General features: G+C 67.4%; 12 protein-coding genes and 1 pseudogene. 12 read left to right on the forward strand and 1 reads right to left on the reverse strand.

Annotation, left to right across the window (positions count from 1 at the left end):
* The first annotated feature begins 6 nt into the window (after window positions 1–6).
* From LSF15_RS02905 to LSF15_RS02915, 3 genes are all read left to right on the forward strand, one after another.
* Window positions 7–1,338 carry a glutaminase gene (locus LSF15_RS02905; protein WP_232497032.1) on the forward strand — a complete coding sequence of 444 codons (1,332 nt, stop codon included), beginning with the start codon at window positions 7–9 and terminating at the stop codon, window positions 1,336–1,338.
* Window positions 1,335–3,035 carry an MFS transporter gene (locus tag LSF15_RS02910; RefSeq protein ID WP_232497033.1) on the forward strand — a complete coding sequence of 567 codons (1,701 nt, stop codon included), beginning with the start codon at window positions 1,335–1,337 and terminating at the stop codon, window positions 3,033–3,035. The genes LSF15_RS02905 and LSF15_RS02910 overlap by 4 nt, the downstream gene beginning before the upstream one ends.
* A gap of 312 nt (window positions 3,036–3,347) precedes the next feature.
* Window positions 3,348–4,007: a hypothetical protein gene (locus LSF15_RS02915; RefSeq protein WP_232497034.1), complete on the forward strand. Its 660-nt coding sequence runs from the start codon at window positions 3,348–3,350 to the stop codon at window positions 4,005–4,007.
* A gap of 47 nt (window positions 4,008–4,054) precedes the next feature.
* Here LSF15_RS02915 and LSF15_RS02920 read toward each other — a convergent pair whose 3' ends face one another.
* Entirely contained in the window at window positions 4,055–6,832 is a 2,778-nt protein-coding gene (locus LSF15_RS02920; protein WP_232497035.1) for an ATP-binding protein, read from the reverse strand.
* Window positions 6,833–6,872: 40 nt separating this feature from the next.
* Between LSF15_RS02920 and LSF15_RS02925 the strand changes: the two are divergent.
* From LSF15_RS02925 to LSF15_RS02965, 9 genes and pseudogenes are all read left to right on the forward strand, one after another.
* A pseudogene (locus LSF15_RS02925) lies at window positions 6,873–7,021 on the forward strand (alpha/beta hydrolase); the annotation flags it as partial.
* 89 nt (window positions 7,022–7,110) lie between these two features.
* A complete protein-coding gene (locus LSF15_RS02930; protein WP_232497036.1) occupies window positions 7,111–7,695 on the forward strand; it encodes a small multidrug efflux protein in 585 nt (194 codons plus the stop codon).
* 239 nt (window positions 7,696–7,934) lie between these two features.
* Window positions 7,935–8,576 carry a hypothetical protein gene (locus LSF15_RS02935; protein ID WP_232497037.1) on the forward strand — a complete coding sequence of 214 codons (642 nt, stop codon included), beginning with the start codon at window positions 7,935–7,937 and terminating at the stop codon, window positions 8,574–8,576.
* A 62-nt stretch (window positions 8,577–8,638) separates the two neighbouring features.
* Window positions 8,639–9,583, forward strand: coding sequence for a DUF5996 family protein (locus LSF15_RS02940; RefSeq protein ID WP_269756147.1), 945 nt, complete (start codon window positions 8,639–8,641; stop codon window positions 9,581–9,583).
* Window positions 9,584–9,638: 55 nt separating this feature from the next.
* Window positions 9,639–10,094, forward strand: coding sequence for a VOC family protein (locus tag LSF15_RS02945; protein ID WP_232497039.1), 456 nt, complete (start codon window positions 9,639–9,641; stop codon window positions 10,092–10,094).
* A gap of 61 nt (window positions 10,095–10,155) precedes the next feature.
* Window positions 10,156–10,503: a hypothetical protein gene (locus tag LSF15_RS02950; RefSeq protein WP_232497040.1), complete on the forward strand. Its 348-nt coding sequence runs from the start codon at window positions 10,156–10,158 to the stop codon at window positions 10,501–10,503.
* A 216-nt stretch (window positions 10,504–10,719) separates the two neighbouring features.
* Complete coding sequence (locus LSF15_RS02955) at window positions 10,720–11,778, forward strand: alpha/beta fold hydrolase (RefSeq protein WP_232497041.1); 1,059 nt, start codon at window positions 10,720–10,722, stop codon at window positions 11,776–11,778.
* A 187-nt stretch (window positions 11,779–11,965) separates the two neighbouring features.
* Window positions 11,966–13,102: an aminopeptidase P family protein gene (locus LSF15_RS02960; protein WP_232497042.1), complete on the forward strand. Its 1,137-nt coding sequence runs from the start codon at window positions 11,966–11,968 to the stop codon at window positions 13,100–13,102.
* 178 nt (window positions 13,103–13,280) lie between these two features.
* Complete coding sequence (locus LSF15_RS02965) at window positions 13,281–14,696, forward strand: threonine/serine exporter family protein (RefSeq protein ID WP_232497043.1); 1,416 nt, start codon at window positions 13,281–13,283, stop codon at window positions 14,694–14,696.
* Window positions 14,697–14,770: the final 74 nt, after the last annotated feature.

The raw sequence follows: 14,770 nt of genomic DNA on the forward strand, positions 1-14,770 counted from the left end.
GCGCGAATGCGGTCAGTGATTCCCGACTACCTGGAGGAGGTGCTCGGAAACGTGGCATCGGATGCGACCGGGGAACTTGCGGGATACATCCCGGAGCTCGCCGCAGTGGACCCCGAGCGTCTCGGCGCAGTCTTCGCGACGGTTGATGGTCACGTATACAGCGCGGGAGATGTCGATGCCGAGTTCACGATCCAATCGATCTCCAAGCCGTTCGTATACGCGTTGGCGCTCGCCGACTCTGGGTTCGATGCCGTGCTCGGGAAAGTCGGTGTCGAGCCGTCGGGAGAGGCGTTCAACCAGATTTCCCTGGAGGAGGGCACCGGACGCCCGTTCAACCCGATGATCAACGCTGGCGCGATCACCGTTCACTCGCTCGTCAGATCGGAGCAACTGGCGCCGGATGAGCGCGTGGCGCGTGTCGTCCGTGGCCTCTCGGCTTTCGCCGGGCGTCCGCTGGGGGTAGATGAGGCGGTGTGCGCGTCGGAGATGGAGAACGCGCATCGCAATCTCGCGATTGCGCACATGCTGCGCAGCCACGACATCCTGACCGAGGATCCGAGGATTGTGGTCGACGGGTACATCAGGCAGTGCTCAGTGCTTGTCACCACGCGAGATCTCGCCATGATGGCGGCCACGTTGGCGAACCGGGGCGTCAACCCTCTCACCGGCGAGCAGGTTGTCGCCGAACGGGTGGTGCGGCAGGTGCTGAGCGTCTTGAGTACCTGCGGAATGTACGACGCCGCCGGCGACTGGGCGACCCAGGTCGGCATTCCGGCCAAGAGCGGTGTGTCTGGGGGGCTCATCGGCGCGCTGCCCGGCCAGATCGGCGTCGCGACCTTCTCACCGCGGCTGGACTCCCACGGGAACAGCGTTCGGGGCGTGTCGCTGTTCGAACGCTTCTCGACCGATATGGGGCTGCACGTGATGGAGGTTCCGGCCGCCGCGCGCGCAATCGTGCGGTCCAACCACGTCGCCGGAAGCGGGCTGCGAGAGGTCCGCGTTCTCCAACTGCATGGCGGGATCCGCTTCGCCGGAGCCGAGCGCATCGACCGTGAAGTCGTGGACACCGCGCCCTCGGAACCCCGGGTGGTCTTCGATCTCACGATGGTCTCATCGATCGACGATGTGGCGCGACGAATGCTGCTCGAGGTCGCGCGTCGACTCAGGGTGGAAGGTCGAGAGGTCTACCTCGTCGACCCGGAGGCGATGATCCCTGATCCGGATCCCGGCGACGGCGGCCGGTTCGAGGTCGTGGACGACCTCGACCAGGCAGTGAGCCTGCCGCACGAAGTGGTCGCGCGCAACGGACGGCCCGGGGCAAGGGAGTGGAACCCATGAACGAGGAGCGATTGACCCGAGTGCGCTCATCGGAGAACCTGAGCGCCACAGAGTCAAGAGGGCGACGCACCACGGCATCAGACCACTCACCAAACGATCGGCCGACGACTACCCGGGCTCGGGCCAATAGCCCACGAGGAATCATGAATGATCCTCCTCCCAAGGCCACCGCCAAGAGCTGGGTCGGTCTTGCCGTGCTGGTCCTGCCCCTGCTGCTGATCACTATCGACGGCACTGTCTTGATCCTGGGGCTGCCCGCGATCTCCGCGGAGCTGAGCCCCACGGGTGTCGAGCAGCTGTGGATGATCGACATCTACTCGCTCGTTCTCGCCGGTTTGCTCGTGGCGATGAGTGCTGTGGGCGATCGGTTCGGTCGGCGGCGGAACCTGCTCATCGGCGCGGTACTCTTCACGATCGCATCCGTGGCGGGCGCGTTGGCGACAGCGCCGTGGATGCTGATCGGCGCTCGTGCACTGCTGGGCGTGGGCGGTGCGATCATGATGCCCTCGACGCTGTCACTGGTCCGGAACATGTTCCTCGACCGGCAGCAGCGCCGCTACGCGATGGCAGTGTGGGCGGCGATGGCGTCGGTCGGCGCGGCAGTCGGGCCGATCATCGGCGGCTGGGTCATCGAGACGTTCAGCTGGCAGGCGGCGTTCTTGATGAATATCCCCGTCATGCTGCTTCTGCTGATCCTCGGACCGCCCCTGCTCCCCGAGAGCCGCAACCCCGATCTGCACAAGATCGACATTCTCAGCGTTGTACTCTCCTTCGTCGGCATGATCGGCGTGGTCTACGCCATCAAGACCCTCACCGGCGGCAAGGATATCGCCCTCGGGATCGCTGCCCTCATCGTCGGCCTGATCACGGTCGCCCTGTTCGTTCGAAGGCAGCTCACGCTCCCCACCCCGCTCCTGGAGGTCAGGCTGTTCAAGGTGCGATACTTCCGCGGCGCTGTCATCGCGGACCTCCTGTCGATCTTCGCGATGGTCGGTGCGTTGGTGGCGCTCATCCAGTACCTCCAGCTCGTGCTCGGCCTCAACCCGCTCGAGGCGTCCATCTGGCTGATACCCCAGGCGATCCTCGCCGCCACCGCCGCGTTCCTCGCGGCAGCGTTGGTCAAGCGTGTCCTCCCGGCCTACGTGATCGCCGCCGGGCTCCTGATCTCCGCAATCGGATTCGGGCTGACCCTCTTGCTGTCCCCGACATCGAGCCCAGCCCTGATCGCAACCTCGCTCGCCCTGGTCTCGCTGGGCGCGGGCATGGGATTGGCCCTGAGCAACGACATCATCATGAGTTCCGTCATACCCGAACGTGCCGGACAAGCCGCCGCGACCTCAGAAACTGCATACGAGATCGGCACGACGTTGGGCACGGCGGTGCTGGGAGGGGTGCTCGTGGCCTGGTACACCAGGGTCGTCACCGTAGGAGCCGATGCGCTCGATCCGACCGCGGGCCTCGCCGAACGGGCATCCTCGACGATGGCGGAGGCCCTGTTGGTAGCCGCCGAAATCGGCGGCAGCACCGGAACCGCCATCCTCGAGGTCGCCAAAGATGCGTTCACCGAAGCGATCGCCATCACCGGCATCGCCGGTGCAGGAATCATGGTCCTCACCGCGATCTGGGTCCTCATCACGCTCCGAGGCGCAGCTGCGAACAAGGACCTCGCCGCAGAGCACGAGCACCAACTCCGATGACTCCGTCATCGAGTTCACGCCTGCACCGACGGGCAGTGGACGCAGGGCTCGAGTTCTGGGAAAGCTTCCACGAGGAGACCGCCGAGGTAGCACCGTGTCGGCTCAGATCGGCCTGCTCCGACGTGCGCGGTCTGGCCGGCGGACTCGAGAATGCCGGACCTGGACGACAGTCTCCCGAGACCTTCGCGCGCAGGCTCCCCAACTTGACCTGGTCCCGGGAACACGGTGTGGGCTTGCGTAGCGGCATTCGACGCACACGGATCCAGGAAGGAAAACAGACCGATGGTATTCGACCACTCACCACGCACATCCATGACTGACGCCCCTCCCAAGGCGTCAGCCGACCGCGTGCCCGTCTGGCGACGACCCTTCCGAGTCATCCGCCAGCACATGCGCGCCTATCTCATCATCAACGCGGCCGCCTACGGCCTCTTCATCATCGGGTTCGTGATCGGACTCATCTTCCCCGATCTCAGCGCGTCGCGCGCCGCGTCCCTGGAGGACGACGGCACTGGCGAGCTGGTCCGCTGGCTCGTCAACACCCCGCCGCTGTTCGCGCTCACGATTCTGGCGGTCAACCTCTTCCGGCTCAGCCTGCTGACCATCGTGCTGCCGTCGGTCATCGTGCCCTTCGCCGGCCTCGCGTTCTTCGCCTATTGGTCGGTCGAGACCGGCATCACGCTCGTTCCAGCCTCCCCCCAGGGGTGGGTCGCGCTCATTCCGCACTCGCTGACCCTCATCATCGAGTTCCAGGCCTACGTTCTCCTCCTGCTCGGCGTGTATCTTCTGGGCAGGCACTGGCTCTTCCCCCGCACCATCGGTGCGAAGAACCGACGCCAAGGCTATGTCCGAGGCCTGCAGCGGATTGGCCTGCTGGCGTTGCCGGCGCTCGCGTTGCTCGTTGTCGGCGCGGTGTGGGAGGCGTACTCTCTGCGATACTTCGTGTACCCGCTCAGCCAGCTACTCCTCTAACCCTCATCGGCAGTCACGCACCGTGGCCGTGGCCGTCGCCGGTCGAGTCAGGGAAGCTGCAGCTCCCTCAGCTGCCGTCGGGAGGTGATGCCGAGCTTGCGGAAGATGCTGCGCAGATGGGCCTCGATCGTGCGCGGGCTCAGGAACAGCTGTGCGCCGACCTCGCGGGAGGTCGCCCCTGTGGCCACCAATCGCGCGATGTGCAGCTCCTGGGCGGTGAGCGCGTCAGTCGGCTGGGTAGCCCGCGCGCGCGGGTGCTCCCCGGTGGCGCGCAACTCGCGGGCGGCGCGCGCAGCGAACGCCTCCGCACCCATGTCCGCCAACAACTCATGGGCGGTGCGGAGCTGCTCTCGAGCATCCTGGCGGCGGCCTTCCCGGCGCAGCCACTCGCCGTACACCAGGCGCGCTCGGGCCAGGTGGGTGGCCATACGGCAGCGCCCGAGGCGCTCGATCGCCTCGCGGTACTGCTCCTCGGCGGCCCGCCCGCTGCTGAGCAACGCCCTTGAACGTGCCTCCAGCCCCAGCGCCCACTGGGTGCCGCTGGCGCGGGCACGCGGGCTGAGCTGCTCCAGTGCAGCGGCCGCGCGCTCCGGCTGACCGGCGCGGACGGCCGCCTCGACCAGCTCGGGCAGCGCAACGCTGCTGTGCGCCAACTCGTCGAACTCGAAGAGCGGCGTCGCGGCACCCAGCGCGCTGTCGTAGTTGCCCAGCCCATTGTGCAGGTAGGCGAGCGAGATCTCAGCGCTGCTGACGGTCAGGCCCTCACCTCGCGCCGTCGCCCCCGCGATCACTGTCGCGAAAAGCTCGGAGGTCCCGTGCTGCCGGCCGCGCCAGGCAGCCAGTACGAGCCTTGAGTTGGGGAGCGGCGGGGCACCGGTGGCCCGGGTGATCGCATCCTCCTCCGAGAACAGTTCAGCGGCCCGGGCGAGTTCGCCGGTGAGCACGAGCACTGAGGCAAGGGCGTTGAGTGCGGCGGGAAGCGTGGCCAGCGCGCCCGCTTCGCGGGCGAGCCGGACGCCGCGGCTGGCCAGTACGTAGATCGACTCGTCATCCCACAGCATCGCCCCGACATGGCAGGCCAGCCACAGCCAGCGGCCGTTGCCCTCGTCAGCTCGAGATTCGTCGTTGCGCAGCGTCTCGAGCGCCCGCTGCAGGGTGGGAACGCTCGCCTCGTACCCTTGCGTGAACCTCGTGGTCAATCCGTCCAGCAACAGATCGACCGGCCTCGGCGGCGTCGGTGGTGCGGGTGCGGCCTGGGCAGCCTCGGCCACCTCCGGCAACCAGCGGCCGCGGGCGAAGCGACCGGCGTGAAAGGACGCCTCGAGTGCCTGCAGGTATGTCTCGCGGGACAGCGCGGCATCAAGCGGGGCGAGCGTCTCGGCGGCGTCCAGTAGCATCGTCGACACCTCGTTGCCCCGTGTCAACTGGAACGTGATCTGGGCGCGCAGCAGCCCGAGGCGAGCGTGCTGCAGGGCGTCCAGCGGCCCGTCCGCGGCGATCGTCAGCAGCCCGAGGGCGGCCTCAGTCGCCCCGGCCTCGTGCTTGGCGTGCGCGGCCTCCAGCGCCCGGCTCGCGCGGTGAGCGGTCTCAGGAGTCAGCTCGGCTGCTCGCTGCAGGAACGCCGCCGAGGCGGCCAGCCCGCCGCGGGCGCGGGCGCGCCCGGCTGAGCGCTCCAGCTCCGCGGCGACCTCCTCGTCGGCGCCTGTCACTGCCTGTGCGCGGTGCCAAGCGCGCCGGTCGGGGTCGACCCGGGGATCGATGACGGCGGCGAGCGCGCCGTGTGCGCGGCGTCGGTCGGCCGGTGTGGCGGACCCATAGACGGCAGAGCGTACGAGCGGATGACGAAACCGCACCCGGGTGCCGATCTCCAGCAACCCGGCGGCCTCCGCCGGTGCGGCCGCTTCGCGGGCGATCCCGAACTGCGCGGCCGCCCGCCACAAGATGGTCACGTCGCCGGTCGGATCAGCTGCGGCCACCAGGAGAAGCAGCTGCGTCTCGGCGGGCAGGCTACCCGAGCGCCGCAGGAAGCTGTCCTCGATACGTCGCGGCACGCTCAGCACGTGGGGTAGCTCGAAACCACCGGCAAGCTGCCCCGACTGCGCGATTCGGGCTAGCTCGAGCAGCGCCAGGGGATTGCCGCGGGCCTCGGCGACGATCTGATCCCGCACGCCGTCATCCAATGGTGTGCCGAGCGCGGCGGTGAGCAGTGTTCGCGCATCGGTCTGGCCCAGTCCGTCCAGGCGCAGCTCAGGCAGGCCGGCGAACACGGAGAACTCACCCTCAGTGTGGTCGCGCACAGCGAACACCAGCGCCATCCGCTCCGCCCCGAGCCGTCGTGCGACGAACGCCAGAACTTGCGCGGACGTCTGGTCCAGCCACTGCGCATCGTCGACGAGGCACAGCAACGGCGCCTCCTCGGCGACCTCGGCCAGCACGTTGAGAGTGGCAAGCCCTACCAGGAACGCGTCCGGTGCGGCACCGCCTTCGTGCCCGAACGCCACGCTGAGGGCGGTCTGCTGAGGGTCGGGCAGCGCACCTGAGCGGTCGAGCAGGGGCGCACACAGCTGGTGCAGGCCCGCGAACGCGAACTGCGTCTCAGACTCCACCCCGGTCGAGGTCTCCACTCGGAATCCGGATGGGACTGCCGTGTCACGGGCGTGCTCGAGAATCGCTGTCTTTCCAACCCCGGCTTCCCCACGCACGACGATGGTGCCGCTGCGCCCGGACCGGGCCTGGGTGAGCAGCTTCTCGACCGCATCGCGCTCTGCGCGGCGGCCCAGGAGATCTGCCAGCTCCGCTCCCGTCCGAATCCGTCGGCACTGCACTAGGACGATTGTCGCCGATGCGAACCGAAACTACCAGGTCGTGCGGGGTCGCGACGCCACGGGATACATCACGGTCGGGGACGAGAACAGCACGCCGATCAACCTCTATTACGAGGATCAGGGCGCGGGTCAGCCTGTCGTTCTCATCCCCGGTATCCGCTGAACAGCCACAGTTGGGAGCGCACCACTTGACCTTGTTCTGAGAACACGGTTTCTACTGGGCAGAGAGCCGCGATCGTTCACCATTCGCGACCTCCACACGCAAAGGAATCGCCACCATGAATCCCATTCAAGAACTCATCACCAACTTCCAGAATCTCGTGACCCAAGTGCCAGAGATCATCCAGCCCTTCATCGTGATGCTCGCCGGCACGATCCCCTTCATCGAGGGAGAGTTGGCGTCCATGATCGGCATCGTCGGCGGCCTGAACCCCATCGTCGCAGCCATCGCCGCAGCCGCGGGGAACTTCCTCAGCGTGCTCCTCGTGGTACTCCTCACCTCGCGGGCCCGCTCCGCCGTCGTGAGCCGCAGCAGTGTCCGCGTCGCGGCCACCGTTGGCGCTGAGGGGGCTCCGCCATTCGCGGACGACGAGAGCGCTCCGGCGTTTATGGAGACGGCACCCGCCAAGCCCGAGTCAAAGGGTCGTCAGCGACTCAAGAAGTGGCTCACCCGCTACGGAGTGCCCGGCGCCAGCATCCTCGGCCCCCTCGCGATCCCGACCCAGTTCACCTCCGCCTTCCTCGTCGCCGGTGGTACATCCCGAGCTTGGGTGCTGCTCTGGCAGGCGGTTGCGATCATCCTCTGGACGACCGTGACCACCGTGTCGGCCTGGGCCGCGCTCACCTTCGTCGTCGGGGTCTGAGGCACAAGCGAGGAACGACCGATGACGCAGCAGCCTGATGAACCCCTTGCCACCCGCTCGTCGAAGGCGCAGAGCCGACGCCCCGGGTCGCAGCACTCGCAGCACTCGTCTCCGGATGCGGCACGCTCCCGCAGTTCGATCGGAACATCCTCTGGAACTCATCCTTCGCCACCCGCGCCCAAGAACTTCAATTCGGCAACTGGGGTGCCGGTGCGGCGGCCGAGGCGGTCACGCGCACCGTGGCACGCAACGAGATGGTGAAGCCCGGAGACGGCCACGCCCTGCCGCGCTATCGCTGGTGGCAGCTGTTCTCGCGCTCCCTGTTTCATCTGTACCTCCCTGGCGAGAGAGGCGCACCCGAGACCTGGTCCGTCGATGTCCGGCACGGAGGTGATTCGGACGGCGAGGTGCGCGCGCAGCTCTATCGTGACGGTGTCAACCAAGCCAGATCGAAGCTCCCTGCAGCGTTCGTGGTGCCGGGTGGCACCATTGAGGTTGCGGTCAGCGGCTTCGGGCTGAAGCGCTGCCACTACGTCATGCACGACGGGTCGGAGCGGCAGCTCGTGCCCGATCCTGCCTCGGCCGAGGGGCGGCGTGCCCACCTGAAACGGACCAACCCGGCGCTGAGCCGTGCCGTCGGCATTGCATCGGTGATCGTGCTCGTCGTCGCCCTGGTGCTCGGCGTGCCGCAGCTCATCCAGCAGATCACGCAGCTCCCGCTCATCGCGGAGAGCGTCGGCACGTTCACCAGCCCCTTCCACCTCCCGGCGTGGGCGAACATCTCGCTCCTGGTGGCAACGCTGGTCGCGAGCACCGAGCGTGCACTCCGGCTGCGCTACAACGGGATCCTCGACGGCGGCCTCTTCGACGGTGGTGACTGAAGAACCGACCGCGTGACTCCCCGGAATCGCCCGAGATACCGCTGAACGCGATGGAGAAGATTATGAGCACAGATACGTCGGCACAAGGCAGGGTCTGGCCCCAGCTGAGAGTCGAGGACTGGACAGCTACCCGCGATACTCTGCACATGTGGACCCAGATCGTGGGCAAGGTGCGGCTCGTGCACGCGCCGTTGGTCAACCACTGGTGGCACGTGACCCTCTATGTCACTCCGCGTGGGCTGAGCACCGGCAGCATCCCCGCCGGGCGCCGGCTGTTCGATCTCGAGTTCGACTTCATCGACCATCAGCTCCGCCTCCGGAACAACGACGGCGACGTTCGAACCGTCCGGCTGGAGGCGAAGCCGGTGGCGGAGTTCCACTCGCAGACGCTGCAAGCGCTGCGCGAGCTGGGCATCGAGGCAGAGATCTCATCCGGGCCGAACGAGGTGGACCCCGCGATCCCGTTTGCCGAGGACACCGAGCATGCCTCCTACGACCGCGCTGCGGCGCGCCTGTTCTGGGAGCAGCTGACGCGGGCGCACCGGGTGATGGAGGAGTTTCGGTCTCACTTCGTCGGCAAGGTCAGCCCGGTTCACTTCTTCTGGGGGTCGATGGATCTTGCCTGCACACGGTTTTCCGGCCGGAGGGCGCCCGAGCATCCCGGGGGCGCCCCGAATGTGGGCGATTGGGTGATGGTTGAGGGCTACTCGCAGGAGCTCTTCAGCTGCGGGTTTTGGCCCGGCGGCGGAGAGGAAGGCGCGTTCTACGCATATGCGTACCCGGAACCCGATGGTTTCGCCGTCTACCCAGTCGGCCCCGAATCTGCCTACTACAGTGCTGAGAACGGCCAGTTTCTGTTGCCCTACGAAGCCGTGGCCGCGGCTGAGGACCCCGACCAAACAGTACTGGAGTTCCTGCACGCCGCCTATCGGGCCGCCGCCGAACACGGCGATTGGGACCGAGATGCGCTCGAAGACGACCCTGACCGGTGGAACCACGTCCGCTAGGTCACGACAGCCACGACCGCGACAACCGAGATGCAATCAATTAGGGAGCAGACCGATGACAACCCACGACAACCTTCCGGCCCCCGTCGAAGGGATGGTCCTGACCCACTTCATCACCGTCCGCGACGTCGCCACCTCCCGAGACTTCTACGCTGACGTCTTCGGCGGCGAGGTCGTGTTGGAGGAGAATCCGGCGATTGTGAAGATCGCGGGTAGCTGGATCATTATGAACCCCGGCGGTGGCCCCACCCCGGACAAGCCGGGAATCACCTTGACAGCCCCGGAACCGGGCGACCCGGTGTCCAGCTTCCTCAATGTCCGCGTCGCCGACATCGCCGCATTTTATGCGCACGCCGTCGGCAAAGGTGCGGAGTTCCTCACCGAGCCAATCGATCGCAAAGCCGAACTGCGATGCTACCTGCGCGACCCCGACGGGTACCTCATCGAGATCGGCCAGGCCACAGGCATGCTCCACGGCGTTTACGCCGACCGACAGGCTCATGCTGACTGAGAGCCCCGCACCGTGACGACGAGCATCACCCATCCCAGACGAAGGGTAGACCTCATGAGCGATGACCACAGCCGCGACCGATCCAGTGAAGCCGCCGAATTGGGATGCGCCGCACTGGTGGACGCCATGGGCCGGATCCACTCGCATCGAGCCCATCTTTTCCCTCACCAGTCCCGATCCGACCCGTCCGCTGTTCGGACCGGCTGTCACCATCGCTTACTTGCCTTACCTCGACGACCACCCGCAGACCGACTTCGCCCGCCGCTTCTCTGAAGCCGTCGGGTCAGTTCGCGCAGGGGCGGGTGCTGATACGCTCCAGCGGCGGATATGCCGACGCGTCTATGGATGGGGCATCAAGCTTTCCCGCGGCGAGTACCAACACATCGCCGGGGTACTTCGACGCAGGTGAGCGGATCGAGGCCTTTCGCGCGTGTGGAGTGCGCGGCATCGTGCGCTTCGGTCGTGGACGTTCAGACGTCGGCCGGCTTGCGGACGGGCGCAATAGGCGCTGCGGCCAGTTTGCCTGCACCGTTCCCCGGCTCAGGACTGAGCGCCTCGGCCACCGGTCAGCACGTCGCGCTGCGCGGCCCAGGTGGCGAGCCGGGGTCGTCCCTAAACTGAGCCGATGAGGAAGTGGGTGGTACTGGCATCGGCGGCATTGGGGCTTGCCGGACTCGCTGTGCTTCTGGCCTTGCGGGGGCACCGTCTGCCGCCCGGCACCGAGAGAACGATTGCCCGCATCCGCGCCGGCCCCGTGGCGGGAGTCGTCACCGGCAAGTCGGGGTACGCGCAGTCCGGCGGGGTCCGGATCTGGTACGAGTCCATCCCTCCTGTCGGTACGGAGAAGGGTGTCGTACTGCTCAACATCGCACTCGGTGTCGGCTCGCTGTTCTGGCCGCCCGCGTTCCTGCGTGCCTTGTCTGCGGCGGGATACCGAGTGGTCAGATTCGACCAGCGGGGTACCGGCGCATCGAGTTGGATGACGGGTTGGAGCCGAAAGCAACCGTACTCGCTGATCGACATGGCAGGCGATGCGATCGCTGTCCTCGACGAGCTTCGCATCGATGGCGCTCACGTGCTCGGGCTCTCTCTCGGAGGTTTCATCGCCCAAGAGGTCGCGATCGAGTACCCCGAGCGGGTCCGGTCGCTCACCCTCATGTCGACATCGGCGGATCCGACCGACACCTCCATGCCCGGACCACGGACCTGGCCGCTGGTCCGATCTGCGTTCGGGGGCCTGCCGCTGCTGCGGTACCGCTTGCTCGGCGGCGAGACGAACCTTGTGAAGGAGATGCTCGCGGGGCTGGTCGCGCAAGGCGGGGACGAGCCTGTCGATGTGGAGGAGTGGACCAGGATCGTGCTCTACGACCTGCGCGAACGGAACGGCCTCAACCTCGGTGCACTGCGGCAGCACCAGGCTGCTGTCGCTGTTACCCGCTCCCGATATCCGCTTCTGGGCACGATCACGGTACCCACCCTCGTGATACACGGGACCGCCGACGCGTTCTTGCCGATCGCCCACGGACACCGACTCGCTGCAGCGATCCCTTCCGCCTGCGGCCTTTGGCTGGAAGACGCTGGTCACCCGTTCCCATATCCGAACATGAGCGAGGTGGTGACGGCGATCACGAACCACCTCGATGCCAGCCGTTCCCGCGCTCCGGACCGTCAGGCGCATTTGTGATACGTGGAAGACTTCCGTGATTCGATGACCGAGTTCGGCTGCGTGCCATCCGCGGCCAATCGGTTGGCGATGCGCGCCCAACTCGCGTGCAGGCGTAGATCGGTCGCGCCGCAAACCTCGATCGGAGTAGATTCCAGATCACCCGCGCCGTTCCGGAACGGAAGCGGCCTCAGGCGAGGAGGCTTCAATGACCGGTCGAACGACCCAGGCCGCACCTGCCCCATTTACCGCCGAGGACTACGCCGTGCGACTGAAGCGCGCGGCGCAGGCCGCTGCGGACGCAGGCCTGACCGGCCTGTTGCTCACCCCCGGACCCGACCTGCTCTACCTCACCGGGTACGCGCCGGTCGCGATCACCGAACGCATCACGTTGCTGGTCGTCCCGGTCGACGGTGCGCCGACCATGATCGTGCCCAAGCTGGAACGACCAGACGCCGAGGGCTCACCCGGCGCATCCGTCTTCCGGCTCGCCGACTGGTCAGACGGCAGCGATCCGTACGAGGCGACGGCCCGACTCCTCGAGCCGGGGCGCTACGCGTTGTCGGACTCGGCATGGGCGATGCACCTGCTCGGGCTGCAGCGACAGCTGCCCGACACGTCGTACCTGTCGATGACGACGGCGCTCCCGATGCTGCGTGCGATCAAGGATGACGACGAGCTCAGCCGTCTCGCCGCCGCCGGGGCCGCCGCCGACGAGGCGTACGGCGAGATCCTGAAGGTCGGCTTCGCCGGCCGGAGTGAGACCGAGATCGGCAATGACCTGGCCGCGCTCCTGCGCAGGTTCGGGCACTCGCAGGTCGACTTCACCGTCGTCGGCTCCGGTCCGAACGGCGCGAACCCGCATCACGAGATGGGCGACCGGATCATCGAGCACGGCGACATGGTCGTGCTCGACTTCGGTGGCCTTATGCACGGCTACGGGTCGGACACCACGCGCACCGTGCACGTCGGGGAGCCGACCGATGAGGAGCGCGAGGTGCACGAGATCGTCCGTCGCGCTCAGCAGGCGGGGTTCGAGACGGTCCGGCCCGGCGTCGAGTGCCAGGAGGTCGACCGGGCCGCGCGGGCCGTGATCGACGAGGCCGGCTACGGGGAGTACTTCATCCACCGCGTCGGGCACGGGATCGGGCTCACCACGCACGAACCCCCCTACATGGTCGAGGGGGAACGTCAGTCCATGCAGCCTGGCATGTGCTTCTCGATCGAACCGGGCATCTATCTTCCGGATCGGTTCGGCGTGCGTATCGAGGACATCGTCACTGTGACGGCGGAGGGCGGCCGCCGACTCAACCGGACGCCCCACGCGATGGCGATCGTGGAGTAGAAGCTCGAGCGTCGGTGCCCCGAGTCTGGGTCGCCATCGCCGTGATTCCGGGCATTCTCGGGGAATGCGCCCCGCGGAGCGGCCCGTCGTCGGTCGTCGATGGCGGCGCCCGCCTGGATCATCCTCGCTGCGCTCGACACCCCGTGGCCGTGGGGATAGCGTGTGCCTCGGGGGTGAGATGGCTGACGCAAGTGACCGCGCGATCCTCCGCCGATTCCTCCTCGGACTCGCTGAGGGGATGAACGCGGCCGCCGAGACGGTCGACGGGATCCGCGACACGATGCTGGCCGTGTCGCGCGCCTACGGGCGGGACGACACCGACATCCTGGTGCTGCCGACGGCGATCATCGTGCAGACCGGGACGGCGGAGGAGGGCCGGGTGGCGCTGCGGTCGACGCTCACCCCGTCGTTCCGATTCGACCAGATCGCCGCGCTGTACGCACTCGTGGAGCAGGCGAAGCGGGCGGCGATCGAACCGCTCGAGGGCATCGAGCGCCTGAACGAGATCGGCGCCATGCGACCGAGGTACGGGTGGTTCGTGCGCACCTTCGGGCACGCGCTCCTCGTGACAGGCCTGGCGCTCCTGTTGACGCCGACCTGGCAGGGAGCGGTCGTGGCCTTCGTGCTGGGCGGGTTCATCGGCCTCGCGAAGTTGGTGCGATCGCAGACGCTGCAGTTGGTGTTTCCGGTCTTCGCCGCGTTCGTCTGCGCGCTCGCGGTATTCCTGATCGCGCCCTATGTCGAGATCGGCGATCCGATTCGGTTGCTGATCGCCCCGCTCGCGACGTTTCTCCCCGGCGGGGTGCTCACGACGGGCACGGTGGAGCTCGCCGCGGGGCAGATGGTCGCGGGCGCTTCACGTCTCGTGCTCGGTCTTGTTCAGCTCGCCCTGCTGACGTTCGGCATCATCGCTGCGGGCACGGTGGTGGGTGTCGAGAGCTCGAGGTACCTGTCGTTGGCGGCATCCGACCCGTTCCCCTGGTGGACCGCGATCGGCGGCGTGCTGCTCTTCGCCGTGGGCAACTTCCTGCACTTCTCGGCGCCGTCATCGACGTTCGGGTGGGTGCTGCTGGTGCTGTTCGTCGCCTACGCGGGACAGCAGGTCGGCCAGGTGCTGATCGGTTCGACCGTGAGCGGGTTCATCGGCGCCCTCGCGATGACGCCCGTCGTGTTGTGGATCGCGAGCCTCCGCCACGGCGTCCCCTCACAGCTGACGTTCCTCCCGGGCTTCTGGCTGCTGGTGCCCGGAGCCGCGGGGCTCGTCGGGCTCACCGAGGCGGTCGGCACGAGCGAGGGCCTTGAAGACTTCGCCACCGCGCTCACGTCGGTGATGTCGATCGCGCTCGGCGTGCTCATCGGCACGGCGCTCTACCGCGTGGTGCACCGCGGCGCTGAGGAGATCGCCGCGTTCCACATCGACGTGCCCGCGGCGCTGACCCAGGAGCAGGAGCCGCCATTCTGGGCCCGGATGGTCCCGGGCACCCCCAAGTCGATCTGGGGTGCGCGTCGGCGGGAGTCGCCGGAGCCGACCTCGGAGGGCGAGGCCGGGGGAGGCGCGACATCCGACCCTCGTTCACAGGCGCCGAACGCCTGACTCGAACACGGCTGCCGACGCCGGAAGTAGGCGGCCAGACGAGCATTCAACACGTCCCCGTCGGTGTATTGACG

Source organism: Agromyces humatus (assembly GCF_021228295.1).
GTDB lineage: Bacteria > Actinomycetota > Actinomycetes > Actinomycetales > Microbacteriaceae > Agromyces > Agromyces humatus.